Origin of the sequence: Candidatus Palauibacter sp. (genome assembly GCF_965216145.1) — a bacterium.
Lineage (GTDB): Bacteria > Gemmatimonadota > Gemmatimonadetes > Palauibacterales > Palauibacteraceae > Palauibacter.
In genome coordinates this window covers 13478-38366 of the sequence record NZ_OZ244149.1, presented here as the reverse complement: position 1 = coordinate 38366, position 24889 = coordinate 13478, and the positions used below count along the sequence as shown (strand labels likewise).

Genomic DNA, 24889 nt, shown 5'->3' with positions numbered 1-24889 from the left:
GGGTGGCCGTTTCGGGCCGCGAGGCCGTGCCCGAGCTCCGGAGCGAGAGACCGACAACAAGAAAGCGATTCTCCCCGTGCAGAGAATCACGAGAGTACGCCTCGCCGTCCTGATCGCGTGCACCTGTGCGCTCGGTCTGGGCGGCAGTTCGTCCGGGTGCGCGTCGCTCGGAGGCGTGACCGGCGGATGCTGCAGGGTGTGCCAGGTGGGCTGAAAACTAGGGCGTTTTCATGAACGGTCCCGAACTGGAGGTACGAGTTGTGGTCAAGGACTGGCGATGCTGTTGACGCGTAGAAGTGTGAGCACGGGTTTCATAGGGGTTGTGGTCGGCCTCGCGCTGGTGTCGCTGATCCAAGTGTTTCATGGGGACCAGTCGGATGCGAGCCGCGTTAACAACGAAGTGACGCCCCCGAAGAGCGAGACGCGCCTATCGCTGATATATGTCGGCAGCCCGGATTGTTCGTGGTCCACTCGACCCGATGTGATGGACGCGGTGAATATCATCAAGCAGCGTCTTCGGAATTACGCACTTGAGAACGACATGGGATTTGCTGCTCTCGGCGTCGCCACTACCGCCAATTCCCGCGCAGGGCTTCGGCATTTGAATGCTCTGACTCAGTTCGACGTGGTAAGCATCGGCGAGCACACAGCCAACGCGATCACGCTAGACTATTTTTGGAACGAGGGCTTGGCACCATCAACCCCGCAGATTCTTGTCTTGCAGCGAGAGATCACTTGGGCTGACCGGGGTGCCTTACCGGGCGAGTTCGCGGGTTCGGTCGTGCGTCGCCTCGGGCGCGCGAGCGGTGCCTCGGCGCTGATGGAATGGGCCTCTTCGAGCAGGATACTACCCCCATCAAGCACCGTCGTGAACCCATCTTCGTTCTGAAGTACAAGTAGGCAACTCCAACACAGGAGGAAGAGGAATGCGAAAGCAGGGCAGACGTTTCGTAACGCTGTTGTGTGGCTTGCTATTGGGTGGCGCCGTGGCCGTACTATGGCAGCCGAAGGCCGCGTCGGCCGGGGACTGCTTGGCAAAGCACAAGTGCGTTGTTCATGCCGGCGGGGAGGACACAGCCGACACTTGCGAGCCGACATGGCAATCGGGGAGAACCTGCCGGATGGGTATCGAGATCTGCTGGGCGGGGTGTGAGGTTGTCTACTAGAATCTGCGCGAAGCTCGAAGCAGCGATGCCTCGGAGCAGGAGGGCTGGCCCGGATCGGCGGTTTGGAGCGGTGTTATCACTGTATCTGTTCGGTCTGGCTGGTTGCGACGGTGAGCGGCTTACGGTCCATCCGTTGCCCGAACTGTTGATCCGACCAGGTGCACCGGCGGCCGTGATCGAATCGTCGGCCGGGGCCGTGCCCCCAGCGGCAGCTTTCGTCGTTGAACTGCGGGAAGGAGACAACACTATATCCATTGGGGTGTTGGACGAGCCGTCTCCGTTGCAATTTGGTTCCGTCGCAGGTGCTGAGTTCGGTCCCGGCGGAACTCTCTTGGTGCTTGACGGGCAGGCGTCCGACTTGCGGGTGTTTTCATTGGGGGCGGGTCCCCCGGAAGTGATCGCCGCCGGTGTTCAGATCGTTGGTGGCGCTGGGACCGGGCCCGGAGAATTCCAGCGGCCGACGGCGCTTTCGGTTGGTCGCGCGGGGCTCTTGGGAGTGTTCGAGTCGACGGGCCGGGTGCATCTTTTCGGGTGGAACGAGGAAGGGGCGCTAGAGCATCGGACGACCTTCCAGCTCAGAATGGATGTCGAGGACGGGTGCGTCCTCGGAGACCACCTGGTAACCACCGGACTGCACTCGGAACACTCCGGCGCGGTCCATCTGTTCTCCACGTCGGGTGAGTGGGTTCGGTCATTCGGGAGGTTCTACGACACCGACAACCCTTGGGTCTCCGAGACGATTCACCGGTCCCTGGTCACATGCCTGGAAGGCTCGAACGAGATTCTGGTTGCGCCATTGTTTCTTCCAGAGGCGAGAAAATACGACGCGCTCGGCAATCTCCTGTGGTGGACGGAGTTCGACGGGTTGCGGCCAGTATACTTGGCGGAGACCGTCGATGGCATGGTGGGGGTCGGGACCCCCGAAGACGGGTACCATGGAACGATTGGTGTCACGGGAGATGTAGGCGGAGGAGTAGCGATTCTTCAGGTCGGTCTTGTCACCCGCGAGCGCCGCGAAAGGGGTAGCGATCAGGAGATCTCCACGTATGTGCTCGCTCTAGGTACGGGTGAGGGTGCGCTGCTTGGCCGCGACATCCGCCGAATTCGCGATATCGACGCAGCGGGTGCCGTGCTTTCAAGTGGCCTTCCGTTCCCCACCCTGCGTGTGATCCCTTGGCCTTCGGACGTGAGCCAGCGTTGAGGTCAGGACGGCCTCTCGTCCCGCTGCTGCTGTGGGCCGGCACGATCACACCGGCGCTGTCCCCGCCGGCAATGCACGCACAGCAACCGACCCGGCTGACGGGCACAGTTCAGGAGGTGGGCGGAGGCCGTCCGGTCGAGGCGGCAACGGTTCGGCTAACGAGCTCTTCCGGGTTGACCGCCGAGGCTCTCACGGATGCCGACGGGGTGTTCTCCTTTGAGGCGATCGTTCCCGGGGAGTATGTGCTTCTCGTTCGTCGTTTGGGGTATGCGGAACTGAGCATTCCGCTGACCGTAGAGGAGGAGCAGGCAGTAGAGTTGTCGGTGCGGCTGACGCCAGCCGCAATCCGTGTGGCGCCCCTGGAAGTTGGCATCCGGGGCCGTCCCGCCCGGTTGGCGGAAGCGGGGTTCTACGATCGGATAGCGCGGGGTTGGGGGACGTTTACCGACCCGGCTTCCATGACTGTGCTAAGGAAGGGGTCTATCAGGTTGCCTCAGCTTGTCCAGATCCTTCAGGACCGTGCCCCCATCAAGGCTGCTATCTGCGGCCGGAGAAACACGGTGTTCCTCGATGGCCGTCCCCTGGATCCTGAATTTGCACGCGAGATGTCCGCTTGGGAGCTTGGGGCGGCGGAGGTGTACGCGGATGGGGCGGGGTTACCCGTCTTCGCCATGACGCCGTTAACCCTTAGGTGCGGTGCGACGCTGCTCTGGTCAACCGTGACCACCGTAGGAGCGGGTAACCCGATGCCGCAAATCACCGTCCAACTCTGCGAACCTGTCGGAGGTCCGGGGAACGTCACGCTTGACGGAATCGTGGCGGATCAGGTCACGGGCGTAAGGCTGCCGGCCGCGCGTGTGCGGGGTTCGTACACCATCGGTGAAGGGGCGCAACGACAGATCGACGTGCGGACAGATTCGCTGGGGCGCTACCGGCTTTGCGACATACCGCGGGAGGCGGAGGTCTCGTTAGTAGCTTCGTACAACCGCATCACAGGGGTCCCGACCGTGGTTGATGCACGACCCGAGGCCGATGCGGGGCTCAAGATACAAGTCACCGCCCCGGGCATGATCGTCGGCGACGTGATTCACGCGAGCACTGGGCAGGGGTTGAGGTCCGTACGCATCATGGTTGCTGGCACGGATCACACTGCCACCTCGGGCAGGTCCGGTGTCTTCTCGGTCGGGCCTCTCCCACCAGGCTCGTACACGATCCAAACCCTGTGCGGCGGCTTCAGCTTGGCAACGGCACAGGTGCAGGTGGAAGAGGGACAAGAGGCCCGCGTGCAGTTGGTTCTGCAGCCTCTGGGCGGGGATCGCTATAGATGCCGCAACTGAGGTCCATGTGACTGCAGTTATTCGATTGCTTCCCCGCAGCTGGCCGGGTGCTAGCCGAGCTGATAAGCCGGCTTTAGTTCGGCAACCGTACAAGTACACGCTAGCGAGGGACAGGAGGTCTGTGAGGTGGTCCCAGTTTTTTGGACAGGTCGTTAAGGTGGATTCCAAGACGGAACGGGAGGCACCGAGATGGCCAGGAAGAGACGGCGGTTCACGCCGGAGTTCAAGGCGCGGGTGGCGCTGGAGGCGCTGCGGGAACGCGACAGCGTGCAGGCGATCGCCAGGCGGCACGAGCTTCATCCGAACCAGGTGACCACATGGAAGCGGCAGCTGCTCGAAGGGCTGCCGGAGGTGTTTGCCGGGGGCGCGGGCCGCAAGGCCGCCAAGGAACACGAGGCGAGGATCCGGGACCTGCACGCCAAGATCGGGGAGCTCACGGTCGAGCGGGATTTTTTTCGGCGCGGGCTCAAGCGCTGAGCCGGGCGGAGCGGGGGCGGATGATCGAGCGGGACGGACCGCTGAGTCTTTCAAGGCAGTGCGCGCTGCTGGCCGTGAGCCGGTCGTCGCGGTACTACCGGCCGAGGGGGGAGAGCGCGGAGAACCTGGCGCTCATGCGGCGCATGGACGAGCTGCACATGGCGTATCCGTTCTACGGGAGCCGGCAGTTGATGCGGCATCCGCGCCGTGAGGGGGCGACCGCGGGCCGGCACCGGATCCGGCGGCTCATGCGCCTGATGGGGGTGGAGGCGACCTACCGGCGGCCGCGCACGAGCGTGGCGAGTCCGGAGCACCGGGTCTTCCCCTATCTGCTGCGGGGCTTGGCGATCTCGCGGGCGGACCACGTGTGGTGCGCGGACATCACCTATGTTCCGGTGACGCAAGGGTTTTTCTACCTCGTGGCCGTGATGGACTGGGCGAGCCGGCACGTGCTCGCGTGGCGGCTGTCGAACACGATGGACGCGTCGTTCTGCGTCGAAGCTCTGGACGACGCACTCGGCTGGAGGGCTCCGGAGATCCTGAATACCGACAGTGAGTATGTAAGGGCCGGTTCCCCTCGGTGGTTTGACTCAAACACTGATTGACGCTGTAGGCTTACAGACTCCGGTCGCCCCTGGGTGGCTTGACCCGCACTCGGACCGACCAAGCTGTCATTCCCTGGACTCGTCGGCCATCCGAGGGCAACCGGTTGAGGCTCCGGCCTCGACCGGCATCGTGACCTAATGAGAGCCTGGCCCAAGGCGTCCCTTCACTGTCATGTCCGACACCGGCCGAGTTCGGTTCCAACCCGTTCACCCATCATGGAACAGGGGGCCGGCATGGCAAGTATGCGAGATGAAAGGGCCGGGGTCATCGGGGGCGTCGATACCCACCAGGACCTGCACACCGCCGCCATCGTGACACTCGAAGGCACGGTGCTCGGCACCGAATCGTTCTCCACGACGCGAGCCGGATACCGGGCGATGCTTGCCTGGTTCCGGTCTCACGGCGAGCTGCTGCGCGTGGGGGTCGAATCCACCGGCAGCTACGGCGCCGGCATCGCCCGGCACTTGGCGCTGTCCGGAGTGCCCGTCCTCGAGGTGACCGGTCCCGACCCGGCCGCGCGGAGAGCCCGGGGGAAGGACGACGCGCTCGATGCGGTCGCGGCGGCCGAGGCGGCTCGCACGGGATGTCGAGTCCAAGTGGCCAAGGACCGCGGCGGCGCGGTGGAGGCCCTGCGGGTGCTGCGCACGACCCGAAAGACCGCGGTCAAGTGCCGCCGTGCGGCGCTTCAGCAACTCCACAACACGATCGTCGCCGCGCCGGACGAGGTGCGCGACCGGGTCCGCAACCTCACCCGCATGCGGCGCTTGCGCATCTGCGCGGCTTGGAGGCCGGACGCCGCGGGATACCGGGATCCGGCGGTGGCGACCAGGCTCTCGCTGAAGTCCCTCGCCCGCCGGATCCTGGACCTCGACGACGAGATCGCCGAACTCGACCGCTTCATCGCTCCGCTCGTCGAGGAACTCGCGCCCAATCTGCTCAAGCTCGAAGGCGTGGGAACCGCCAGTGCGGGCGAGCTGCTGGTCGCCGCGGGCGAGAATCCCGAGCGGCTGCGCTCCGAAGCCAGCTTCGCGATGCTGTGCGGCGCCTGCCCGCTGCCAGCCTCGAGCGGTAAGACGCGACGCCACCGTCTCAATCGCGGCGGGAACCGCCAGGCCAACTCCGCCCTCCACGTGATCGTCGTGTGCCGGATGCGCACCGACCAACGAACCCGAACCTACGTCGAGCGGCGCACCGCGGAGGGGCTGTCCAAACGCGAGGTGATGCGCTGCCTGAAGCGCTACGTGGCCCGCGAGATCTACCGCGTCCTCACCGCCCCATCACCTGCTTGACAAACATGAGAGCGTCAGTTGTTCGCCGTCGCGTACCGTTTGACGGAGTCGTCCGCTGATGCTCGAGATGTGCTGCATGATGTGTTTTGCGGTCTCCCCGGGACGATCCGGCGTTTCGATCCCAAACGGCCGCTCGGGCCCTGGCTTCGTGCCGTGACGGCTCGCGCGGCCCTAAAGCACCTCCGGTCGGAGCGGAGGCGACGCGAGATCTCCAGCGTCTCGATCCCGCACGAACTCCAGGCCGAGCCGTCACCTGAGTTCCCCGTCCTGAATTCGATCGTGGTGGAACGCGCGCTGTCCTCGCTCCCGGGGGAGCTGCGGACCGTCGTCATTCTCAAGGACATGGAAGGTTATTCGCACAGGGAAATCGCCGAGCTTCTCCAGGTCTCGCGCTCAACCTCGGAGGGGCGGTTGTCCAAGGCGCGAAAGCTGCTTCGCGCCGAGCTATTCGAGCGGTAGGGAGATGTAGATGGAATCCGACGCACACGAAGTACACATCGACGACCGGACCCTGAATCGCTTCGCGGACGGCGGACTGACCGAGCGTGCCTCCGATGCCGTCCGACTACATCTTGGCTCCTGCGCGGCCTGTCGTCGGGAGGTTCAACTCATTCGCGCGTTGAGTGCCGCCATCCGCGCCGTCCCGACGCCGAAGCCGCCCGATGAACTCTTCGGCGAGCTGTTCCCCGAGGCGCCGAAGACTGCGGCGGTGATCCCCCTCGCTGATGGCCGCCTCGGGAGGGATGTTGTGGACGGTAGACCGAGATCCGTTGGACCTTCCAAGCATTACCGGGTGGGCGCATGAGTCCAGCGAAACGGTGGGGAGGTGACAAGATGGGAGGCCAAGATGTCTAACCTGCAACGGCACTGGCTGGCGGGGGTCGTTACGTTCGTCACTCTCTTTGGAGCCGGCTTCGGTGCGGCGGCCGGACAGGAGCGGAACTGCGGTGATCGGGCCTCTCTTCTCGTCACGGTGCTGGACGAGTCCGGGAGCATCGTGTTGCCCGGGGCCACCGTGGTCCTTCGCTGGATCGATGCGGAGCGCATGCCGGTGCGCGAGGCGACGGCCGCCGATGGCCGCCTTCGGGTCTGCGTTCCACGCGACGCGAGTCAAGGGGTGGTGTGGGCGGAGTTCGGGGACCATTCGAGCGGACAGGCCGCACCGGAGGCACTGGTACCTGGGGAGGAGCGTGAAGTCCGGCTACGGATCCTGAGTTCGGTACCGTCTGGACGTCTGATCGGGCGGTTGGTCGACAGGGAGACGGGTCGCCCGGTGGCGACGGCGGCCGTGAGCGTCCTCGGCAGGCCGGCGGAGGCCGAAAGCGACAGACAGGGCCTGTTCCGGCTGACCGGCGTGCCGGCTGGACAGCACGAACTCGGGATCCGGCGGCTCGGCTACGCGCCCCTTCGCCACATGGTCGACGTGACCAGCGGTCTTACGACGGAGTTGGAGATCGGTCTTGTGCGCGAACCGCTGGGACTCGAGCCGCTGGTGGTTTCGACAACGCGGTCGCGCCGCTTGGAGATCAAGGGCTTCTACGAACGTAAGCACTGGGGAGAGTTGCTCGGTCTCGGCACGTTCTTCACGGCCGAGTACATCGAGCGCCGAAACCCGCTGCGAATCTCGCACATAATCGAAGAAGTCCCCAGCATCCGGATGGGACTCCAAAATGCCCGCACAGGCTGCCGCTTGAGAGTCTACCTGGACAACATCCTCGTCGACGCCTCCGTCGACGAACTTGTGCTTCCGATCGAGGTGGCCGGAGTAGAGGTGTACAAGGGGGCGGCGTCGCTCCCGGCCGAGTTCGGCGGGTCCGATTCGAGATGCGGCGTGGCTGTCATCTGGACCAAGTAGGGTCAGACAAAGGGGCGCAGGTCTTCACACACTGAGCGAGCGTGACTGACCCGCACCCCTCTGTGGGCTGTCCGGCAGTATGCGGGCAGCTATTTTCTGGGAGAGAATTCCTCGATCGCCTCCCCGCCGTCCGCTTCGCCCGAGCCCACCGCCCGCTGCAGAACCTCCTGGATGTCGAGGCCCAGCACCGACGCCAGCCCCGCCATCGTCCCGTAGGCGCCACGCACCCGCTGGTTCAGAGCGTTGGACACGCCTTCGCCCTGGCCTCCGTCCATCACGACCACGCGGTCGATGTCCACGCCCTCCACCGCGCCGACGGCGATCTCGAGCAGTTCGGGGAGCTTCTCGGCCATGAACACGGCGAACGCCGCGTCTCCGCCCGTCTCAACCTCGGCGTAGAGCCGCCTCAGCACCTCGACCTGGGCCTTACCGCGCTCCAGGATCGGGGCCGCCTCGGCCTCGGCGCGGGCGAACGCCGCCTGCCTCTCCGCCTTGGCGGGCTCGATCACGTCCGCCCGCAGGCGCTGTTCCTCGCGCTCGACGCGCTTCATCTCGAGGACCTTCTCGGCCTTGACCTCGGCCTCCTGCGCCCTCACGCGCGCGATCTTCTCGGCCGTGTCTCCCTCGCGGTGCAGTTCGGCCTTGCGCACGCGGAGTTCGTTCTGGGCCTCGGCGACCTTGATCGAGGCGGCGGCCTCCCGCACCTGGGCTCGCCGCTTCGCCTCGGCCTGGGCCTCGCGGGTGTCGGCTTCGGCCTGGGCCTCCGCGATCTCCGCGGCCCGGATCGCCTCGGCCGACTTCTCGCGCCCGATCGCCTCGAGGTAGCCGCGCTCGTCGCTCACGTTCTGGATCTTGAGTACGTCGAGGTGGAAGCCCAGCGATGCGAGGTCCTCCCCCGCGTCCTCCCGCCAGGGCCTTGGCGAACCCCAGCCGGTCCTCGTTCACCGCTTCCGGGGTGAGGGTGGCGAGCACGCCGCGCAGGTTCCCGGTGAGGGTGTCCTGGGCCAGTTCACGGACCTCCGTCTCCGTCTTCCCCAGCAGGCCGCTCCACCGCGTTGTTGAACACCCACTCGGGCTCCGAGGCGATCTTCACGTTCGCGATCGCCTCGACGTTGAGCGGGATGTTCCCCTTCGAGAATGCGTTGGTGACGGAGACCTCGATGGGGATGGTCTCGAGGTTCATGTGCTGGACGGCTTCGATGATCGGGATCCGGAGGGTGCGTCCGCCCGACATGGAGCGGTAGCCGACGGCCTGGCCGTCGGTCAGCATGCGGTTCCGGCCCGTGATCACGGCGGGGCGGTTGGGTGGGTGCCGATGGTACCATCTGGTTTCGCAAGACTAGCGAGGATCCAGTGTCCGCGCCGGAGCGTTGGGCGGCATACCGACCGGGCGACGGTTTCGTTGGGTTTGTCGGATTGCCGACCGCCCATTTCTTGCTTGGCGTTACGGGACATAAGATATGGACCGTTAGCTGGGACGATGTCGACTTGCCAACGATCACCGCGTGGGTGCTGCGGGAACCGAGGTTGATGTGACCAGCTGGAACGCTTCGACCCAATCGTGCAAGCGCCGGTTGCTGCGGGCGGCTGCGACCCTCGCTTCGTGTGCTCTGTTGGCTCCCGCCGGAGGAATCTGGGCACAGCAGCAAGAGCAATGCGGCGAGCGGGCTCTTCTACATGTCATGGTCGTCGACGAGTCAGGGACGATCCCGTTGCCGGGAGCGGTGGTCGTCGTCAGGTGGTCCGAGCTCGTCGAGATGCCGGTACGGCAGGCAGCCGGAGTGGACGGCCGCTTCTCCCTGTGCGTGCCTGAGGACGCGAGAGAGGCCACGCTCTGGGCCGAGTTCGGCGATGACTCGAGCCAGCAGGCGATCGCCACGTTCGAAGCGGGCGCGACCCGCGAAGTCGTGCTCCGGGTCCTCTCGGAGGGCATGCGGTCGGGCCGACTGCTGGGTCAGGTGCTGGACGCGCTTACGGATGATCCGGTTCGCACCGCGGCGGCGTCCCTGCGCGGCCGTCCGCTCGTCGTCGACACCAACCGCCAGGGGCGGTTCGTCCTCACCGGCGTGCCTGCCGGGGTACACGAGCTGGAGGTGCGACGGATCGGCTATGCTCCCCTGCGACATCCCATCACAATAGACCGGGGACTGACGACGGAAGTGGAGATCCGTCTGGTCCCCGCGCCGTTGGACATGGAGCCGATCGTAGCCACAGCCACCAGAATACGTCGGATGGAGATCGTGGGGTTCTACGAACGCAAGCACTGGGGCGAACTGACCGGGTTGGGCCACTTCATCACGGCCGAAGAAATCGACCGCTGGCGTCCAAGCAGTGTGAGTGGTTTCGTCGCCATGATGGTACCGGGAATGTCGGGGTTGGCAAACCGGCGGATGTCGATGGGATTCTCGGGTCGGCCATGCCCGATGAAACAATATCTCGACGGTATTTTGCTCAGAGGCAGTGGGATCGATCAATTCGTACGTCCGTTCGAAGTCGGAGGGATCGAGGTGTACAAGGGCCCAGCGTCGCTGCCGGCCGAGTTCGCCGGCTCCGATGCCCGCTGCGGGGCTGTCGTAGTCTGGACCCGGTAGGCGGGCGGGCTCCACGCTCGCCGCCATTCGCTGCGCTCCGCAACCGACGGACAACCCGGAGATGGAGAGCTTCCTCGTCCGGTTCGAGGTGGAGAACAGGTCTCTGGTCCTCGACCGCCGGCTCGCTCGAGGAACTCGCAGCCATCGCCCGGAATCGGATCAGCAATGTTACATGCAGCCGCTGCTCAGCGGCTGCGCGCCTGCCCGACGCGGCGAGGCTGCCCAGCCACCCGTCCCTGCTACCGAGCCGGTGCTCGCCGGCGAACGTTCATCGATGGCGTGACGAACGTCATCACTTTTCGCACACAATTCATCGACTTTGGGCCTAGTACGGATTTGCCCTTGGCCCGATCCTCAAAGCGAGCGTTGGATCCGCTCCGAGGGGACGGTGCTCCGAGGATGCGTGAACTTGGAAACTGATGCCATGGCACGGAGCTGGAATGCGGCAACGATTGCAAACGCAACGCGGCATCTCGATCGCGATCTGCCTCATGGCATGCACCACGACGCATGGAAGCCTCGCCGCGCAGACCGACCGCTTGGTCCTGACGGAATCCAGCCGACACCTCATGCCGGCCAACATCGTCGTGCACGGCGGTGCACTGTCCCCGCGGGGGGCCGGAAGTTTGTTCTGGAGCAGCGACACCGTATGGAGTGCGTCACCTGAGCGCCCTGACGTGCGCCGCATTTGCCCGGAGATGGTCCATGCGCCGCTCGGCGCGGCCTTCATGGGCGACGGACCACCGACGGACCCGCCTGTTGTCGAGATCGTGGACGGCGGGGTGGAGGGGACGCTGGGGCCGCGGCTCATCCAGTTCTCGAACGGGATCGACGTGCCCTTCGGCATTCTCGACACCGCACCCGACCGGGAGGAACTACTCGCCGTGCGGCGGACGGATCACCTCGAGATTCTCACGTATCGATGGAGTTGGCAGGCAAGCCGGGCCACGAATGAACCAGAACGAAGGGAGTAAAGCATGCTCAGGATCTCAAGATGGTTACTCGCTGTCGGTGTCTTGCTTGGTATCGGGCTACTGACGCCAAGCATCGCGGAGGCGCAACTCTGCGAGACGTGTGACGAGGAGAGCGGCATTTGCGACGGAAGCGCCGATGACCCCGACGACATGTGCCACCAAGGCATCGACTGGGTCGCTGGAGAACTCTATTGTTCCTCCTGGGGCAGCATCATGGACTGCGATCGTCTGTCGTTCATCGATATAGGTCCCGACGGTGCTCTACCGGGCGTGGCGAGGTTCGCAGCGGCAGTATCTGAATCCGGAGACCCTTCGACACACGGCTCGGAATTGAAATACATTCGGGACTGCAAGAGCCGCATCGTCGTGAGGTCATACCTCTCGGAGCAGGCGGCGGATATGCGACGCAGAACCGAGTCGATCGAGATCTAGGCCAATCAGACGTCGCCCGCGACCGGAGGGATTTGAGGCCCGGTGAGATCTCCGGTCGCGAGCGACGTGATGGCAGGATAAACTGGAGGATGAGGTCATGGGGAGGCTCGTCATTGCCGAGTGGCGCCTGAGTTCGCGACGATCTGGTCTTGGAGCACTATTCCTTGCTGCGGTGACCACCCTCTCAGCGGGGGTGCTAACGGCTCAGGCAACGCGGGACGCGCTCGTTCTGGAGTCCGCTCTCACCGTCCCGGACAGTGTACCTCTCACGTTTGTCCAGCAGCTAGTCCCTGGCGCCGACGGCTCGGTCTTTCTCCTCGACGCACGGACGGACGGCGTGCTCGCGTTCGACTCGCACGGTGTATTCCAGAGACGGCTTGGTCGGCGGGGGGAAGGTCCCGGTGAGTTGCTCTCTCCGTGGCGTCTCGGGCTGCTCGGGCAGGATACGCTGTGGGTCGCCGACGCAAGGCGGCGTCGCATCAACCTGTACGATACTTCGACTGGGGCGAGCCTCGGGGATCTCGGTCCCGTCACCGCCGAGGCCTCGGGAGCTGGCCGCCAGCTGCTTCGACCGTTCGCGGTCCTAGCGGATCACAGCGTCGTTGCAATAGACTGGGGGACAGAGGAGAAGTTAGCCAACGTACTGACTTTCCAGAGTATGGGTCGCGAGAAGAACGGTCAAGAGAGCCTCTCCCTCTCGGTTCTCGACTTACAGGATCGATTGCTGGCAGTACCGGTGCCGGCGGGAGGTGGCGGCCTGCAACTACGAAATCCGTTTTCGCACAGCGACATGCTGGCGATCGAGCCCTCCGGCAGACACGTCATCGTTATTCGACGACCGCGTCCCGACGGCTCCCGCGCAATCTTCACGGTAGAACGCCACAACGTGCTGGAGGGTAGCAAGGATGCGATCAGCGTGCCCTACTTGCCGCGCCGGCTTGAGGCCAAGGATCTCCGAGCTTGGGCAGAGGAGCTCGGGGCTGTACAGCGAATGGTTGAAATGGGTGTGTTCCCCAGTCGCGCGGCCGGAGTAGCTGCGGTCTTGGGCGCCCTCGACGAGCCGGAGTACTACCCGCCGGTTCGAAATCGAGGACGTGGTATAGTTGAGGAGGGCGTACTGATCGATTCAGGCGGTTCCATGTGGTTTGGGGTTGCGGACATATCTCGACGCACGAACGAATGGGCAGTCGTTTCCAGCGACGGTCAGGTGTCACGGTTCTCCGTCCCGGTCCATGCGAGGTTGCTCGCAGTCCAGGGCGACAGGGTGTGGGCGGAGGTGCGAGACGGTTTTGGTGTGCCGCTGGTTCATGTGTTCCGCGTCCATCCATCGGGCTCGTGATGGATTGCTACGCGCTTATCCGCGCGGCTCGGGTTGTGAGTCTTGGGCTTGCCTTCGCCACGCTTCCCCTCGCCGCTCACCAGACAAGTGCGCGCCTGTCGGGACTTCTCCTGACGGCAGGCAGTGGTGCGCCGGTAGCAGGAGCGGCAATCGCGCTCGTGGACTCACGCGACGTCGTCTCGGGTGAGACGCTATCCAACGAGTTCGGGGTCTTCAGCCTTCCGGCGCCACCACCGGGTACATACCGCGTCCGCGTGACGCGAATCGGCTATCAGTCCTGGGCCTCCGACACCCTACACATCGCATCAGCAACGGCGTTGCTGACTCTGCGTCTCGAGGTGTCCGTGAAACCAGTTCCGCTGCCGGAGTTGCTGGTTTCGGAGCAGAGCGAATGCCCGACCACTCCCAAGGAGCGGAGGCGGGCCTTCACGCTCTACCAATCGGTCCTACCTATCCTCTCCTCGTTGTCATCCAGCGCGGATCTCGGGGCCCTTCGTATGCGCTTGGTTCGGCCGATCACGGTGTGGAGACGCGGCATGCGCCGCTACGCGCGTGACACAGCGATTGTTGTTGTACCGGAGTCCCTGAACAACGAGTCGCCCGAACACCTCGTGGCGTATGGGTATGCGGAGGCGATCAACGACTCGATGACTACGTTCTACGCTCCGGACGGAGACGCGCTCACGTCGCCGGGCTTTCTGGCGACGCATTGCCTAAGCGCCGTCGAGAGCGAGCATGGGATGAAGCTAGGACTGGGCTTCGAGCCGAAGCCGGGCCGCACCGTAGTCGATGTCGAAGGTGTGCTCTGGATCGATACGGTCGCAAGCGAACCCCGGGAGGTGGAGTTTCGATATACGTCGCTGCGTCCGTTCCTGCGGCGGTATCAGGAGCCGTTATTGCGGGCGGATGTGCTCTCCCGGATCCCGGAGGGCATGAAACACCTCGTCTCGTTCGCCCGGATCGACGTAGACAAGTCGCACTTTGGAGGCGTGCTTCGGTTCGCGCGTGTCACTGGCGATCGATGGCTGATCCACGAATGGACGATTCGCTCGCCGACTCTCCTCTATCGGGGTCTAACCGAGAGCGGCAGGAAATCCGTCACGCCTGTGGCCATCCCGCTTACGCACAGCGGCAGGGTGCTCGATATTGTCCCGCCATGAGGGAACGAACCTGCACCTCGCGGGGCTTACTTGGTGCAGTGAATCCAGCTACGGACCGGGAGGCAACTCCGCCGCCGGGTCTCCGCCGTCCGCGCTCGGAGAACCGACAGCCTGCTCGCCGGAGCTTCAGTGAACAACCTCCTTAGTAGCCTTCACAGCTTAGTCGCCATGCTCCTCTCCGGGCACTCGGCGAAGAACCGGCAGCACCGTGTTGCTATCAGACAAGCGCCCGCCGCTGGTGCGGTGGAGCTCTGAGTGCCACACTTTCGTTCCACGCTCAGCCGCTCCACCGCAGGAAGTTCTCTTGGAAGCGCCCGTGGCTGACCTCGCTCCCGGCCAGCCAGAGTGAGGCGGGACGTTACCCCAAGTGACTACGCGGGGGGAAGTTTCGCCGCAGCCTGCCCCCCGTCCTCGTCGCCCGAGCCCACGGCCCGCTCCAACACCTTCTGGATGTCGAGGCCCAGCACCGACGCCAGCCCCTCCATCGTCCCGTAGGCGCCCCGCACCCGCTGGTTCAGGGCGTTGGACACGCCCTCGCCCTGGCCCCCGTCCATCACGACCACGCGGTCGATGTCCACGCCCTCCACGGCGCCGACGGCGATCTCGAGCAGTTCGGGGAGCTTCTCGGCCATGAACACGGCGAACGCCGTGTCGCCGCCCGTCTGGACCTCCGCGTAGAGCCGCCTCAGCACCTCGACCTGGGCCTTCCCGCGCTCCAGGATCGGGGCCGCCTCGGCCTCGGCGCGGGCGAACGCCGCCTGCCTCTCCGCCTTGGCGGGCTCGATCACGTCCGCCCGCAGGCGCTGTTCCTCGCGCTCGACGCGCTTCATCTCGAGGACCTTCTCGGCCTCGACCTCGGCCTCCTGCGCCTTCACGCGCGCGATCTTCTCGGCCGTCTCCCCCTCGCGGTCCAGTTCGGCCTGGCGCACGCGCAACTCGTTCTGGGCTTCGGCGACCTTGATCGAGGCGGCGGCCTCCCGCACTTCGGCGCGCCGCCTCGCCTCGGCATGGGCCTCGCGCGTGTCCGCCTCCGCCTGGGCCTCCGCGATCTCCGCGGCCCGGATCGCCTCGGCCGACTTCTCGCGCCCGATCGCCTCGAGGTAGCCGCGCTCGTCGCTCACGTTCTGGATCTTGAGTACGTCGAGGTGGAAGCCCAGCGATGCGAGGTCCTCCCCCGCGTCCTCCCGCCAGGGCCTTGGCGAACCCCAGCCGGTCCTCGTTCACCGCTTCCGGGGTGAGGGTGGCGAGCACGCCGCGCAGGTTCCCGGTGAGGGTGTCCTGGGCCAGTTCACGGACCTCCGTCTCCGTCTTCCCCAGCAGGCCGCTCCACCGCGTTGTTGAACACCCACTCGGGCTCCGAGGCGATCTTCACGTTCGCGATCGCCTCGACGTTGAGCGGGATGTTCCCCTTCGAGAATGCGTTGGTGACGGAGACCTCGATGGGGATGGTCTCGAGGTTCATGTGCTGGAGCGACCCGTCTCGGCTACCGGGCCGGTGCTCGACGGCCCGCGTTCATCGGTTTCGTGACGAACTGCATCACTTTCCGAACACAATTCATCGATTCTGGGCCTAGTACGAATCCTCTCCTGGCCTGACTCTTAAGTGCGAAACGATGATCCGCTCCGAGGGGGACGGTGCCCCAGGGTTGCTCCGAGGATGCGAGAACGCGGAAACTGCTGCCACGGCACGGAGCTGGAATGCGGCAACGATTGCCAACGCCACGCGGGGTCTCGATCGCAATCTGCCTCGTGGCATGCACCACGACGCATGGGCGCCTCGCGGCGCAAACCAACCGCTTGGTCCTGACGGAATCGAGCCGACACATCATGCCGGCCAACATCGCGGTGCACGGCGGCGCGCTCTCACCCCGGGGGGACGGAAGCCTGTTCTGGAGCAGCGACACGGTATGGATCGCGTCACCCGAGCACCCTGAGGTGCGCCGCATTTGCCCTGAGATGGTCCGAGCGCCGTTCGGCGCGGCGTTCATGGGCGATGGGTCATCGACGGAGGCACCTGTCGTCGAGATCGTGGACGGCGGCGTGGAAGGGAGGATCGGGCCGCGGCTCATCCGGTTCTCGAACGGGGCATGCCGCGCGGAGAGCTGGAACGGCCCTGAGCCGAGCCGGCCGCTGACCCGCGTCGGGGGGCGCTGGGTGTTCATCGATGAGACCGATCCGGGTCCTCCCAGCGGCGTTCCCACGATCCGGGTTTCGCTGCTCATGGCCGATCGCCACACCGTGGACGCGACGACGATCGAGTTGAAGACCAGTTCGTCCGACAGCATCCCGGTAGTCCTGTCCGGGACATCACGCGGGATCGTCGTCTCATCTCGCTTCTTCCCGTTCGCTTGGTCAGCCAGCATCGAGCCCGGGCTGAACGCCGTCGCGGGCCAGATTCCCGCCGACAACGAACTTTTCTACGCGTATGACTCCTGGGTGGGCACCGGCGTCTTCGCGCTCGATTCCGGTTTCCTGCAGATCCTAGCGGACCTCGGATCCGATCGGCGCCATCTGCTCATCTACGACACGTCGGGCGCGTTCAAGCGCCGGAGAGTGATCGACGTACCGTTCGGGGTCCTCGACACCGTGCCTGACCGGCAAGAGCTACTCGCCCTCCGGCGCACGGACCGCTTGGAGATCCTCACATACCGCTGGAGTTGGCAGTCAGACCGGGCCATGGATCAACCAGAACCAAAGGAGTGAAGCATGCACAGGATTCCCAGATGGTTGGTAGCCGTAGCAGTCACTGTCGGTATCGGACTGGTGACGCCGAGCATCGTCGAGGCACAGTGTCTCAGTTGCAATAGTCTAAGCGGCTATTGCGAGCCAGACCCGTGGTACGGAGCCGATCGCTGCGTTGGCGGGTCGTGGGACGGAGAGCCTTGGTGCGCTTCGTGGGGCGGTCTCGAGTGTGATCCGCGCGTCACCCTCGACGACCTTGGTCCGGACGGTGCCCTCCTTGGCGTACAGGCCTTCGCATCGTCGGCTTCCGCGGCTCCAGAACTCTCTTCGCAAAGTCCGTCAGCAAGATATGTTCGGGACTGCAGTAGCCGCATCGTAGGGAGATCTTACGCCTCGGACCAGGCAGCGGATATGCGACGCAGGACCGATTCAATCGTGATCTAGCCCGGCCCGCAGTCGGCAGCGATGGGAGGCTCCGGAGGCCCGGCGCGGGCCTCCGATCGCTGGCTGAAGCAAGTCGAACAGGAGGTTCAGTACATGATCAGGCTCACGATTTCCGGCATGCGGCGGCGGTTGCCGTCTCGCGTTGCAGTACTGCTTGCGGTTGCAGTGAGCATCATAGCGGTAAGGGCGCTCACGGCCCAGGACATGCGCGACACCCTCGTTCCCGCGTTCACGCTCAGGATGCCGGACAGCATGCCTCTCACCTATGTCGAGCAGCTGATCCCCGGCAGGGAGGGGTCGGCCTTTCTTATCGACGCACGGACGGAAGCGATCCTGGCCTTCGATCCGGACGGCGCATTTAGGGCAAAGATCGGTGCGAGGGGAGAGGGGCCCGGTGAGTTGCTCGCTCCGTGGCGTCTGGGGTTGCTGGGGCAGGACACCCTATGGGTCGTCGATGCGAGGCTCCCCCGTCTCAACCTGTACGACGTTTCGACTGGAGCGAGCCTCGCGGACTTCGGTCCATCCACATGGGATGTCGCCTCTGCCGGTGGTGAGCCCCTTCGGCCGTTCGCGGTCCTCGCGGACCACCGTGTTGTTGCAGTCAGGTGGGCCGAAAGGGATGTGCGCCTTGAAGTACTTGCGGTGCATGTGATGGGACAACAGACTTATCCCCAAGGTGTTTCTCTTGCGTCGCTCGACTTGCGGGGTCGATCATTAGCGGTCCCCGTATCGACCGGTGATGGCAGCCTACAAGTACGTAACCCGTTTTCGCACAGTGACATGCTGGCTATCGATCCCTCCGGAAGATATGTGCCGGTCATTCGGCGGCCCAAGCCGGCGAGCGCGCGTGCCCTTTTCACCGTGGAACGCAACGACGTGCTCGAGAGTATCGTAGATACGATTCGCGTTCCCTATACGCCGCGCCCGGTCCAGCGCCGGGACGTGCGAGCATGGGCAGAGAATCTCGGGGCGGTGGAACGCATGGTCGAACTAGGTGCGTTCCCGAGTCAGGCTGCGGGCGTCAACGCGGTCCTGAAAGCCCTCGGCACGCCCGACTACCACCCGCCCATTCGAAACAGGGGACGTGGCATCGTTGAAGATGGTGTGCTCTTCGATTCCGAAGGGAAGCTGTGGCTTCAGGTCTCGGACGTATCCGGACGCATCAACGACTGGATTGTCATCTCCAGTGATGGTGGTGTCGAGGTGTCACGAGTGTCCGTACCCGTCAGGGCCCGACTACTGGCCGTCCAGGCGAACCGGGTGTGGGCTGAGGCCCGGGACGACTATGGCGTCCCGATGGTGCAGGTGTTCGAACTGCGCCGGTCGGGCAGATGACAAACTGGTACGCTCTCGTGTGGGCGGTCGTGGTTGCAGGCCTCGGCCTCCTACTGCTCGCAACGCCACTCTCCGCCCAAGAGACGGATGCGCGCCTGCGCGGGTTAGTCCTGACGGAAGGCAGCGGTACGCCCGTTGAGGGCGCGCACATCCAACTCGTCGAGCTAGGCGACGTTGTCCTCCGTGAGGCTCTTTCGGACGACCGAGGGGCGTTCAGCCTGCCTCTCCCGCCACCGGGCGTATATCGCCTCCGGGTGGAGCGCATCGGCTATCAGTCCTGGGCCTCCGACACCCTCCACGTCGCAGCGACATCGGAGTCACGGGTGCTACGCTTCGAAGTGCCGGTGGATCCGATTCCGCTCCCCGAGTTGTCGGTTTCGCAGCAGAACACGTGTCCGACCACCCCCGAGGAGCGGAGGCGGGCCTTCGCACTATATGAATCAGTTCTTCCGGCCCTCGCCTCTTCATCTTCCACCGCCGATCTAGGCAACCTTTTGGTCCAAGCGATACGACCGATAATTGTGGGCAAATATGACTACTGGAGACGCAACGGGGGACGCCGTTTCCAGCAGGACACTGCGACCGTGGTCGTGCCAGGGTCCCTCAACGTGTTGTCGCCGTCGTCCGAGCACCTCGTGGCGTACGGATATGCGGAGGTGGTCCAGGACACGTTGACCACATTCTACGCCCCGACTGGAGATGCCATGGCGTCACCAGGGTTTCTCGCAACGCATTGTCTCCGCACGATCGAGAGCGACGATGACGCGAGAGTCGGGCTCGGCTTCGAACCACGACCTGGCCGGGAGCTCGTCGATGTCAGGGGGGTCTTGTGGATTGACTCCATAACCGAGGAACCCGAGGAAGTGGATTTCCAATACACTTCGTTACGTCCGTTCCTGCGCCGGCACCTGCTGCCGCCATTGAAGGCCGACATACTCTACCGCATTCTTCAGGGCCGCTACCCGGAGACGAAGTTCCATGCGATCGAGCTCGACGAGTCCGAATTTGGCGGAGTGCTCTATTTCGAACACATTCCCGGCGATCGATGGCTGATCCGAGAGTGGACGATTCGCTCGCCCATTCTCTACTATCGCACTCGGAGCCAGCTCGACCGGCAAACCGTTTGGCCTTTTGCCTCTCCACTCACGACAAGCGGCGCGGTCTTAGCGATTGTTCCCCCATAGGCGGCGCGACCGGAGTTGCGGTCAGCCAATCCCGGCGGAGAGACTGGAACTCGTGCGCGACTCCGAGTCAGAAGCCTCCAGCTGAGACGCTGCGGGCCAGCGTACGGAATTCACGCGCCGGCCCGCCGGCTGCGCTATAGCCCTCCCCTAAGCTAAACGGGGGGGTTAGGGGCGCTCTTGGTACGAGAGACCTTGGCTACGCAGTTGGGAAGCCAGCGGGGCAACGCCTTCTGCCCCGTCCGCGTTCCCGGAGCCGACGGCTCGCTGCAGGACTTCCTGGATGTTGAGACCCAGCACCGACGCGAGCTCCTCGAGCGTCTCGTAGGCGCTGCTCACGCGCTGGTTCAGGTCTCGCCCTTGCCCCCGCCCCGCACGACGACGCGGTCGATGTCCACGTCCTTCACGGCACCGCCGGCGATCTCGATGAGTTCGGGAAGCTTCTTGGCCATGAACCGGCGGCGTTATCTCCGAGCGGCGAGTCGACTGGTACGATATCTCCGCGTACGACTGACCTATGCGGGCGGAAGCTCGGCGGCTGAGGCCTCGCCCGCGTCCGCGTCGCCCGAGCCCACCGCCCGCTCGAGGACCTTCTGGATGTCGAGGCCCAGCACCGACGCCAGCCCCTCCATCGTCCCGTAGGCCCCCCGCACCCGCTGGTTGAGGGCGTTGGACACCCCTTCGCCCTGGCCCCCGTCCATGACGACCACCCGGTCGATGTCCACGCCCTTCACGGCGCCGACGGCGATCTCGAGCAGTTCGGGGAGCTTCTCGGCCATGAACACGGCGAACGCCGTGTCGCCGCCCGTCTGGACCTCCGCGTAGAGCCGCCTCAGCACCTCGACCTGGGCCTTTCCGCGCTCCAGGATCGGGGCCGCCTCGGCCTCGGCGCGGGCGAACGCCGCCTGCCTCTCCGCCTTGGCGGGCTCGATCACGTCGGCCCGCAGGCGCTGTTCCTCGCGCTCGACGCGCTTCATCTCGAGGACCTTCTCGGCCTCGACCTCGGCCTCCTGCGCCTTCACGCGCGCGATCTTCTCGGCCGTCTCGCCCTCGCGGTCCAGTTCCGCCTGGCGCACGCGCAACTCGTTCTGGGCCTCGGCGACCTTGATCGAGGCGGCGGCCTCCCGCACTTCGGCGCGCCGCCTCGCCTCGGCCTGGGCCTCCCGCGTGTCCGCCTCCGCCTGGGCCTCCGCGATCTCCGCGGCCCGGATCGCCTCGGCCGACTTTTCTCGCCCGATCGCCTCGAGGTAGCCGCGTTCGTCGCTCACGTTCTGGATCTTGAGCACGTCGAGGTGGAAGCCCAGCGACGCGAGGTCCTCCCCCGCGTCCTCCGCCAGGGCCTTGGCGAACCCCAGCCGGTCCTCGTTCACGGCTTCCGGCGTGAGCGTGGCGAGCACGCCGCGCAGGTTGCCGGTGAGGGTGTCCTGGGCCAGTTCACGGACCTCCGTCTCCGTCTTCCCCAGCAGGCGCTCCACCGCGTTGTTGAACACCCACTCGGGCTCCGAGGCGATCTTCACGTTCGCGATCGCCTCGACGTTGAGCGGGATGTTCCCCTTCGAGAACGCGTTGGTGACGGAGACATCGATGGGGATGGTCTCGAGGTTCATGTGCTGGACGGCTTCGATGATCGGGATCCGGAGGGTGCGCCCGCCCGACATCGAGCGGTAGCCGACGGCCTGGCCGTCGGTCAGCATGCGGTTCCGGCCCGTGATCACGGCGGCGCGGTTGGGGGGGACGATCACGATCAGGCTCTTGATGGTGATGATCGCCACGAGTACGACGACGATGAAGACGGCCGCCACGACGACGGGGGCGGCCAGGGAACTCAGGAACTCACCCATCTCAACCTCTTTTCTGTCGACCCGACTCGGGCCGGATTCAGTCCTCGATCAGCTTCATGTCCACGGGCACGACGGTCGCGATGCCGTCCGCCATGCCGACCACGACGACCGACTGGCCGGAGCCGAGCGGCCCGTCGTCCGGACCCGTGGAATCCAGGCGGGCCCGAACGCTGTACCGGCGCTCGCCCCGCAACACGTTCACCGTACCCGCGCTCTCCGGCCCTATTCCCGGTTGTTGAGGACTCCGCGGGGCGAGTGCGTCTCCGTTCCACGCCGAGCAACCTACTCCGCCCGCCCGAAGCCCACCAAGCCGTGACGTCCGACGGTGCTCCATCGGCCACGAAACCTTCAGGGATCGACGCCTTGCCGACCCGACGCGCTGTATCACCAACGGGCGTCCACGACGCCAATTGGCAGGTGGGGAGGGAAACTCTACCTTCCATGTGTGATGTCTCCATGTCCGTTTGCTCTCTTGCCAGGAGGCTACTTCACTCATGAATCACCGCACGCCTCCTCGTAAGTCGATGCAATTCCCTGTCGTACTTCCGGTCGCGGTCGCGGCGAGTGTGTTCGGTGCGAGTGGCTGCCGGCAACAAGATCGAGAGGAACCGGAGCCACTGCAGCAAGCCAATGTTGCCACAATTGCCGTTGCCAGCGGTGACCATATCCTACGGACGGAAGCCCCGCTTGCCGTGCCAGATACAACGGCCGGTAGCGATTGGCTAAGCATCACTACCGACCTTAGATATGATATCGATCTCGGGGTGCTGTTCCTGATGGATATGTTCAACGCTTCTCTGGTCGAAATAGATACTTTGGGCTCACTCCTCAACATGTATGGCGGCACGAAGGGTCGAGGCCCGGCGGAAATCGGCGAGCTTGCTGATTTCGCCTTTTCGCCCGAGTGGGTCCTGCTGCTCGATCGTCCTAACCGGAAAGTGATGGTGTATCCAAGGCGAAAGCCCATGCTGGACGTGTTCCCACTGTCGAGTGTGTATCGAAGTATCACCCTCAGAGAAGACGGGATCATCCTGTTGGCACCGGGCGCGGACTCCTCTGCCGTGGATCTATATACGTTTGCGGGTGAACGTGTGGGCGGCATCGGCAGGACCGAGGACCTACCCGTCCGCTGTCAATCCACGGATGACTGTGTCCGGGAGAAACGTCTATGCATGGGCTGTAAGGTGCGGGAAGCGGGCGGGGTTATCTACATCCACAACGAAGAAGACAACATGGCCACGGTCCTGGACGGCGCCGGCGGGGCGGAGTTGATCGATCTGCAGGAACGGATCCCGCAACTCGGCCAGTGGGTCCTGATGGATGAGCCTTACATGAGGGCAGCACAGGACGCCGCCCGTGAACGCAGTCCAGCCGGAGTGGTGTCAGTTGTATTCAAACGGTATCTTACCAATGTCCACGCGCTGGCAGATGGGCGAGTGGCGTTCTCCGTGAACCCCGCGAGACCGATCTACAGCCGCACGGGCTACCAGTATTGGCTGGTCGATCTGGAAACATTCAACGTCGAAACGATCATGTTTACGAATCCCGCGCAGGGACGGCTCGCTACCGGCTGGCCCACGGTCTATGCGGTGAATCGTGACGATTACGGTATTTACCGGCTGGCATCAGGAGGGAATCGGCGGTGATTCCTTCGGAGCGGTGGGCGGGCGGCACCGGAGGTCATTCCTCGAGCAGCTTCATGTCCACGGGCACGACGGTCGCGATGCCGTCCGCCATGCCGACCACGACGACCGACTGGCCGGGGCCCAGCGGCCCGTCGTCCGAACTCGTGGAATCCAGGCGGGCCCGAACGCTGTAGCGCCGCTCGCCCCGCAACACGTTCACCGTACCCGCGCTGTCCGGCGCTATTTCCATCGACACCTCTCCGGTCAGCCCGACGAACGACCGCGCGCCGAGCGCCGTGCCGGAATCCGAGCGCTTGAGATAGCGGAACACGGTGCTGATGATGGCGCCGGAGGCCAGCCCGGTGACGCCGGCTACGACGGCCGTCAGCCCGGCACTCGAGCCCCCCCAGATGGCGTGCAGGAGCGCGCCCGTCGCCCCGAAGCCGAACATCGCGTACACGATCGTGCGCAGCGAGAGGAGCCTCGCCACGTCGGCCCCGCCCCCCGCGTCGATCTCCCCGTCGACATCGACATCCAGATCGATGTCCATCCCGTCCAGGAAGTCGCCGAACACGGACAGCGCCAGGAAGCCGCCGCCCACGAGAACACAGAAGATGTATGCCGAGAGCATGAACCGATCTCCGTTCTGCAGGATCCGGGGAGTCGAAACCTACCGGCCCGTGGGAAGCCGGCAAACCGACGCCATCCGCGCCTTCGCGACCCCCGGCCCCGCTGCTTCATGGGTCCGGAATCGCGGCAGCCGACGAGGCCCTGCGCGCCTGTCACCGAAATCGCCTGGAATCGAAGCGTCCCGGGACGCCTGCCGGACCCGACTCTCCGAAGTTCGTAACCCCTTACGGTAGTTCATATTGCTGTCGATAGGCACGAAGGCCTCCGAGGGGGAGTGCGAAGCGTGGGGATCGCTTCACCGTAATGTCTTGCCGATTCGAGACATCTAATTTGGAGGTAGCTCGCGATCCGGTCGCGTTGCAGTCCTGCCCGGCAACTGAGGGGAGCCAAACATGAGTGAGATCACGGTGACCGATGTCGCACTCGAAGATCTTCATCTCAAGGACGTGCGACTGGAACTGAGGAATCCCGTCATGCAGAGACCGTACCTGACCATGGAGTTCGCGCTGGGGGTACACGATAAAGATGATTTCCTCGTAGCACTGGATGCACATGTGCAACGCGAGCGATTCACGGACATCACGGTGGACCTGAACCGGAGGACGATCGCGATCGGCAGTGAGCGTTGCGGCGTCGAGGAGGGAACGCTCAGGCATTTCCAGGAGATGGCGTACAACCTTCTGCAGCGCTTCAAGCCCTAGCGCGCTCTCGCTGCGATCCGTCG

28 protein-coding genes and 1 pseudogene are annotated in these 24889 nt (G+C 64.7%); 21 read left to right on the top strand and 8 right to left on the bottom strand.

From position 1 onward, the window contains the following. Positions 1-298: 298 nt before the first annotated feature. The 9 genes from ACOOHF_RS00205 (at position 299) to ACOOHF_RS00165 (ending at position 7931) form a co-directional block, all read left to right on the top strand. Positions 299-889 carry a hypothetical protein gene (locus ACOOHF_RS00205; protein ID WP_420462906.1) on the top strand — a complete coding sequence of 197 codons (591 nt, stop codon included), beginning with the start codon at positions 299-301 and terminating at the stop codon, positions 887-889. A 449-nt stretch (positions 890-1338) separates the two neighbouring features. Beyond that, the gene (locus tag ACOOHF_RS00200; protein WP_420462905.1) at positions 1339-2367 is read left to right on the top strand and encodes a hypothetical protein; all 1029 of its coding nucleotides are present in this window, start codon (positions 1339-1341) and stop codon (positions 2365-2367) included. A 71-nt stretch (positions 2368-2438) separates the two neighbouring features. Next, positions 2439-3704 carry a carboxypeptidase regulatory-like domain-containing protein gene (locus ACOOHF_RS00195; RefSeq protein WP_420464401.1) on the top strand — a complete coding sequence of 422 codons (1266 nt, stop codon included), beginning with the start codon at positions 2439-2441 and terminating at the stop codon, positions 3702-3704. Between the two features lie 189 nt (positions 3705-3893). Beyond that, positions 3894-4181 (top strand): transposase, encoded by a 288-nt coding sequence (locus ACOOHF_RS00190; protein WP_420462904.1) that lies wholly within the window; start codon positions 3894-3896, stop codon positions 4179-4181. A 20-nt stretch (positions 4182-4201) separates the two neighbouring features. Then, positions 4202-4786, top strand: a complete 585-nt coding sequence (locus ACOOHF_RS00185; protein WP_420462903.1) for a DDE-type integrase/transposase/recombinase — start codon at positions 4202-4204, stop codon at positions 4784-4786. A gap of 234 nt (positions 4787-5020) precedes the next feature. Further along, on the top strand, positions 5021-6076 hold the full coding sequence (locus tag ACOOHF_RS00180) for an IS110 family transposase (RefSeq protein ID WP_420462902.1): 1056 nt from the start codon (positions 5021-5023) through the stop codon (positions 6074-6076). Between the two features lie 18 nt (positions 6077-6094). Continuing rightward, positions 6095-6535 carry an RNA polymerase sigma factor gene (locus tag ACOOHF_RS00175; protein ID WP_420462901.1) on the top strand — a complete coding sequence of 147 codons (441 nt, stop codon included), beginning with the start codon at positions 6095-6097 and terminating at the stop codon, positions 6533-6535. Between the two features lie 10 nt (positions 6536-6545). Beyond that, entirely contained in the window at positions 6546-6881 is a 336-nt protein-coding gene (locus tag ACOOHF_RS00170) for an anti-sigma factor family protein (RefSeq protein WP_420462900.1), read from the top strand. A 42-nt stretch (positions 6882-6923) separates the two neighbouring features. Further along, on the top strand, positions 6924-7931 hold the full coding sequence (locus ACOOHF_RS00165; RefSeq protein WP_420462899.1) for a carboxypeptidase regulatory-like domain-containing protein: 1008 nt from the start codon (positions 6924-6926) through the stop codon (positions 7929-7931). A gap of 89 nt (positions 7932-8020) precedes the next feature. On the opposite strand, the gene ACOOHF_RS00160 is transcribed toward ACOOHF_RS00165, so the two are convergent. Then, on the bottom strand, positions 8021-8773 hold the full coding sequence (locus ACOOHF_RS00160; RefSeq protein ID WP_420462898.1) for a hypothetical protein: 753 nt from the start codon (positions 8771-8773) through the stop codon (positions 8021-8023). A 167-nt stretch (positions 8774-8940) separates the two neighbouring features. After that, positions 8941-9222, bottom strand: coding sequence for a hypothetical protein (locus tag ACOOHF_RS00155; RefSeq protein WP_420462897.1), 282 nt, complete (start codon positions 9220-9222; stop codon positions 8941-8943). A gap of 466 nt (positions 9223-9688) precedes the next feature. On the opposite strand from ACOOHF_RS00155, the gene ACOOHF_RS00150 reads away from it, so the two are divergent. The 7 genes and pseudogenes from ACOOHF_RS00150 to ACOOHF_RS00120 all read left to right on the top strand — a co-directional run bounded on the left by ACOOHF_RS00150 (position 9689) and on the right by ACOOHF_RS00120 (position 14427). Beyond that, positions 9689-10522 carry a carboxypeptidase regulatory-like domain-containing protein gene (locus tag ACOOHF_RS00150; protein WP_420462896.1) on the top strand — a complete coding sequence of 278 codons (834 nt, stop codon included), beginning with the start codon at positions 9689-9691 and terminating at the stop codon, positions 10520-10522. 61 nt (positions 10523-10583) lie between these two features. Continuing rightward, a complete protein-coding gene (locus ACOOHF_RS00145; protein ID WP_420462895.1) occupies positions 10584-10805 on the top strand; it encodes a hypothetical protein in 222 nt (73 codons plus the stop codon). A gap of 157 nt (positions 10806-10962) precedes the next feature. Beyond that, complete coding sequence (locus ACOOHF_RS00140) at positions 10963-11496, top strand: hypothetical protein (RefSeq protein ID WP_420462894.1); 534 nt, start codon at positions 10963-10965, stop codon at positions 11494-11496. A gap of 3 nt (positions 11497-11499) precedes the next feature. Then, positions 11500-11928, top strand: coding sequence for a hypothetical protein (locus ACOOHF_RS00135; protein WP_420462893.1), 429 nt, complete (start codon positions 11500-11502; stop codon positions 11926-11928). A 97-nt stretch (positions 11929-12025) separates the two neighbouring features. After that, positions 12026-13267: a 6-bladed beta-propeller gene (locus tag ACOOHF_RS00130; protein ID WP_420462892.1), complete on the top strand. Its 1242-nt coding sequence runs from the start codon at positions 12026-12028 to the stop codon at positions 13265-13267. Beyond that, positions 13267-13566: pseudogene (locus ACOOHF_RS00125) on the top strand (carboxypeptidase-like regulatory domain-containing protein); the annotation flags it as partial. The gene ACOOHF_RS00130 and the pseudogene ACOOHF_RS00125, both read left to right, overlap by 1 nt. Before the next feature lie 237 nt (positions 13567-13803). Further along, a complete protein-coding gene (locus tag ACOOHF_RS00120; protein WP_420464412.1) occupies positions 13804-14427 on the top strand; it encodes a hypothetical protein in 624 nt (207 codons plus the stop codon). Positions 14428-14798: 371 nt separating this feature from the next. Here ACOOHF_RS00120 and ACOOHF_RS00115 read toward each other — a convergent pair whose 3' ends face one another. Then, positions 14799-15548: a hypothetical protein gene (locus ACOOHF_RS00115; RefSeq protein WP_420462891.1), complete on the bottom strand. Its 750-nt coding sequence runs from the start codon at positions 15546-15548 to the stop codon at positions 14799-14801. A gap of 167 nt (positions 15549-15715) precedes the next feature. Then, positions 15716-15889: a hypothetical protein gene (locus tag ACOOHF_RS00110; RefSeq protein ID WP_420462890.1), complete on the bottom strand. Its 174-nt coding sequence runs from the start codon at positions 15887-15889 to the stop codon at positions 15716-15718. Positions 15890-16254: 365 nt separating this feature from the next. Between ACOOHF_RS00110 and ACOOHF_RS00105 the strand changes: the two genes are divergently transcribed. The 3 genes from ACOOHF_RS00105 to ACOOHF_RS00095 all read left to right on the top strand — a co-directional run bounded on the left by ACOOHF_RS00105 (position 16255) and on the right by ACOOHF_RS00095 (position 20072). Next, positions 16255-17130 carry a hypothetical protein gene (locus ACOOHF_RS00105; protein ID WP_420462889.1) on the top strand — a complete coding sequence of 292 codons (876 nt, stop codon included), beginning with the start codon at positions 16255-16257 and terminating at the stop codon, positions 17128-17130. A 516-nt stretch (positions 17131-17646) separates the two neighbouring features. Continuing rightward, on the top strand, positions 17647-18888 hold the full coding sequence (locus tag ACOOHF_RS00100; RefSeq protein WP_420462888.1) for a 6-bladed beta-propeller: 1242 nt from the start codon (positions 17647-17649) through the stop codon (positions 18886-18888). Further along, positions 18885-20072, top strand: coding sequence for a carboxypeptidase-like regulatory domain-containing protein (locus tag ACOOHF_RS00095; RefSeq protein ID WP_420462887.1), 1188 nt, complete (start codon positions 18885-18887; stop codon positions 20070-20072). The genes ACOOHF_RS00100 and ACOOHF_RS00095 overlap by 4 nt, the downstream gene beginning before the upstream one ends. Positions 20073-20237: 165 nt before the next feature. On the opposite strand, the gene ACOOHF_RS00090 is transcribed toward ACOOHF_RS00095, so the two are convergent. From ACOOHF_RS00090 to ACOOHF_RS00080, 3 genes are all read right to left on the bottom strand, one after another. After that, a complete protein-coding gene (locus ACOOHF_RS00090; RefSeq protein WP_420462886.1) occupies positions 20238-20408 on the bottom strand; it encodes a hypothetical protein in 171 nt (56 codons plus the stop codon). A 176-nt stretch (positions 20409-20584) separates the two neighbouring features. Then, positions 20585-21910 (bottom strand): flotillin family protein, encoded by a 1326-nt coding sequence (locus ACOOHF_RS00085; protein ID WP_420462885.1) that lies wholly within the window; start codon positions 21908-21910, stop codon positions 20585-20587. A 37-nt stretch (positions 21911-21947) separates the two neighbouring features. Continuing rightward, on the bottom strand, positions 21948-22112 hold the full coding sequence (locus ACOOHF_RS00080; RefSeq protein ID WP_420462884.1) for a hypothetical protein: 165 nt from the start codon (positions 22110-22112) through the stop codon (positions 21948-21950). 292 nt (positions 22113-22404) lie between these two features. On the opposite strand from ACOOHF_RS00080, the gene ACOOHF_RS00075 reads away from it, so the two are divergent. Further along, positions 22405-23556, top strand: coding sequence for a hypothetical protein (locus tag ACOOHF_RS00075; RefSeq protein WP_420462883.1), 1152 nt, complete (start codon positions 22405-22407; stop codon positions 23554-23556). 34 nt (positions 23557-23590) lie between these two features. Here ACOOHF_RS00075 and ACOOHF_RS00070 read toward each other — a convergent pair whose 3' ends face one another. Then, on the bottom strand, positions 23591-24166 hold the full coding sequence (locus ACOOHF_RS00070) for an NfeD family protein (protein WP_420462882.1): 576 nt from the start codon (positions 24164-24166) through the stop codon (positions 23591-23593). A gap of 391 nt (positions 24167-24557) precedes the next feature. Here ACOOHF_RS00070 and ACOOHF_RS00065 point away from each other — a divergent pair, with 391 nt between their 5' ends. Next, positions 24558-24866: a hypothetical protein gene (locus tag ACOOHF_RS00065; protein WP_420462881.1), complete on the top strand. Its 309-nt coding sequence runs from the start codon at positions 24558-24560 to the stop codon at positions 24864-24866. Positions 24867-24889 lie beyond the last annotated feature (23 nt).

Bases quoted from the DNA above. Each gene is read 5' to 3' on its own strand.
- ACOOHF_RS00195 (WP_420464401.1), top strand. From the start codon at position 2,439: ATGCACGCACAGCAACCGACCCGGCTGACGGGCACAGTTCAGGAGGTG.
- ACOOHF_RS00190 (WP_420462904.1), top strand. From the start codon at position 3,894: ATGGCCAGGAAGAGACGGCGGTTCACGCCGGAGTTCAAGGCGCGGGTG.
- ACOOHF_RS00185 (WP_420462903.1), top strand. From the start codon at position 4,202: ATGATCGAGCGGGACGGACCGCTGAGTCTTTCAAGGCAGTGCGCGCTG.
- ACOOHF_RS00180 (WP_420462902.1), top strand. From the start codon at position 5,021: ATGGCAAGTATGCGAGATGAAAGGGCCGGGGTCATCGGGGGCGTCGAT.
- ACOOHF_RS00170 (WP_420462900.1), top strand. From the start codon at position 6,546: ATGGAATCCGACGCACACGAAGTACACATCGACGACCGGACCCTGAAT.
- ACOOHF_RS00165 (WP_420462899.1), top strand. From the start codon at position 6,924: ATGTCTAACCTGCAACGGCACTGGCTGGCGGGGGTCGTTACGTTCGTC.
- ACOOHF_RS00150 (WP_420462896.1), top strand. From the start codon at position 9,689: ATGCCGGTACGGCAGGCAGCCGGAGTGGACGGCCGCTTCTCCCTGTGC.
- ACOOHF_RS00145 (WP_420462895.1), top strand. From the start codon at position 10,584: ATGGAGAGCTTCCTCGTCCGGTTCGAGGTGGAGAACAGGTCTCTGGTC.
- ACOOHF_RS00140 (WP_420462894.1), top strand. From the start codon at position 10,963: ATGCGGCAACGATTGCAAACGCAACGCGGCATCTCGATCGCGATCTGC.
- ACOOHF_RS00135 (WP_420462893.1), top strand. From the start codon at position 11,500: ATGCTCAGGATCTCAAGATGGTTACTCGCTGTCGGTGTCTTGCTTGGT.
- ACOOHF_RS00130 (WP_420462892.1), top strand. From the start codon at position 12,026: ATGGGGAGGCTCGTCATTGCCGAGTGGCGCCTGAGTTCGCGACGATCT.
- ACOOHF_RS00120 (WP_420464412.1), top strand. From the start codon at position 13,804: ATGCGCCGCTACGCGCGTGACACAGCGATTGTTGTTGTACCGGAGTCC.
- ACOOHF_RS00110 (WP_420462890.1), bottom strand. From the start codon at position 15,889: ATGAACCTCGAGACCATCCCCATCGAGGTCTCCGTCACCAACGCATTC.
- ACOOHF_RS00105 (WP_420462889.1), top strand. From the start codon at position 16,255: ATGCCGGCCAACATCGCGGTGCACGGCGGCGCGCTCTCACCCCGGGGG.
- ACOOHF_RS00100 (WP_420462888.1), top strand. From the start codon at position 17,647: ATGATCAGGCTCACGATTTCCGGCATGCGGCGGCGGTTGCCGTCTCGC.
- ACOOHF_RS00095 (WP_420462887.1), top strand. From the start codon at position 18,885: ATGACAAACTGGTACGCTCTCGTGTGGGCGGTCGTGGTTGCAGGCCTC.
- ACOOHF_RS00085 (WP_420462885.1), bottom strand. From the start codon at position 21,910: ATGGGTGAGTTCCTGAGTTCCCTGGCCGCCCCCGTCGTCGTGGCGGCC.
- ACOOHF_RS00075 (WP_420462883.1), top strand. From the start codon at position 22,405: ATGAATCACCGCACGCCTCCTCGTAAGTCGATGCAATTCCCTGTCGTA.
- ACOOHF_RS00070 (WP_420462882.1), bottom strand. From the start codon at position 24,166: ATGCTCTCGGCATACATCTTCTGTGTTCTCGTGGGCGGCGGCTTCCTG.
- ACOOHF_RS00065 (WP_420462881.1), top strand. From the start codon at position 24,558: ATGAGTGAGATCACGGTGACCGATGTCGCACTCGAAGATCTTCATCTC.